Annotated in this window: 1 protein-coding gene; it reads right to left on the reverse strand. The window is 63.9% G+C overall.

What is annotated here, in order from left to right:
• Positions 1-386: 386 nt before the first annotated feature.
• The coding region (locus I6U14_RS00215) for a nickel-dependent hydrogenase large subunit (RefSeq protein WP_296895890.1) at positions 387-1570 on the reverse strand (1184 nt) is incomplete at its 5' end.

A 1570-nucleotide genomic window follows, 5' to 3' on the forward strand; every position in this document is an offset into this window, starting at 1 on the left:
GTCATCCCCCCTGCACCTTATCAATCATATACCCCCTGCTGCTTAGATTTGTAGCTGGAGTTCACCCGATTTGGTGGGCAGAGGATTAAGCGGATTTCTGCTCCTCGTAGTAGCGTCGTTCGTACTCATCCGGGCTGCAGTAGTCCAGTGAGGAATGGAGCCGATGCCGGTTGTAGAACGCCTCGATCTAGTAGAAGAGGTCAGACTCCGCCTCGTCGTGGGTGCGATACACTCGCCTTGGCGGTCCAGGCTTACCCGGCGCGGCGCCGGAGCAGGAAGCCGCCGATGGCGACGAGGAGGATGAGGATGGCGATGGCACGGTTGGTGGGCTAATCAGGGACGGTCGGGCGTCCGATGGATGTGACACCGGTGGTTTTCATCTCTCCCTACTGCGTGGCGCAGGCGATGCACGGATCGAATGCCCGCACCACCCGGCCCACAGCTTGCTCCAGCTCCATGTCGATCCGCTCTGACGTGACGTAGCGCCGGGCCGCTACGTTCAGCGCCCGCTCAATCGCCTTCGTGTTATGAACCGTGGGGATGATGAACTCGGCGTCGGCGATGACGTCGTCCTTGATGCGGTAATGGTGGATCAAGGGACCGCGGGGGGCCTCCACGAGTCCATAGCCCTCCCCATCCCGGGGCGTGTGGGGCACGGCTGTCTTCCCGCCATCCAGCGGCTGCTCCAGGATCTCCAGCGCCCGCTCCATAGCGTAGACCAACTCGATGCCCCTGCTGAGGTCGAAGAGGAGAATGGCGTGCGCCGGCTGTCCGAAGGTCTCGCGGAACCGGCCGAGGTACGCATTCGCCCGCGGCGTGCCCAGCGTTCGCGTCATGTTGATACGCGCCAGGCTGTTGGCCCGCATCACCTCGTCGTGATAGCTCGTCCGCCCCGCATAGCTATAGTCCGCCTCCTCGAAGGTCAGCACCTCCCGGAAATCGCAGGCCGCGAAGGCCTCACACTCTTCACCTGCGGGGTCGAGGACGCGGATCAGATCCTGGCCGGGCTGACCGTCGTAGTTCGGGCAGGTGTCGCCGGTGGAGCTGATGTAGTAGGTCGGCTGATCGTCTCCCCAGGTGCCGATGCGATCCCTTAGGGCGACGGACATCTCCCAGTACCAGTCGAAGAGCTCACAGGCGATGGGGATCGCCTCAGCAATCTGCTGGCGCATCTCGGCGGCCGGCTCGGAGGCCACGCCGCTGGTCACGCCCCCCACAGTAGCCTTGATGGGGTGAATGAACTGCCCGCCGCTCAGCGAGATCAGGTCCGTCCCCGCCTTCCGCACCTTGAGCGCCTGAGTGGCGAGCACGGCCCGATCCTGCTCGGCGTTGCCCTCGCCCATCGGCTGGAAGATGCTCGCCGTGCCCAGCCGGTCGGGCATGGTGAAGAGAAAGACGGATGTCGCTTGGTTCTGGATCAGTTGCCCCAGCATGAGCAGCTCGCGGATCGTGTTGGCCAACGGAGGCGGCGTCACGCCGTAGGCATCCTCCAGCGCCTCAACGCTGGCTACGTGATGAGCGGTCGAACAGACCCCGCAGATGCGCGGAACAATAACGGGCATCTGGCTGG

It is taken from the genome of Thiohalocapsa sp. (assembly GCF_019695415.1).
Taxonomy (GTDB): domain Bacteria; phylum Pseudomonadota; class Gammaproteobacteria; order Chromatiales; family Chromatiaceae; genus Thiohalocapsa.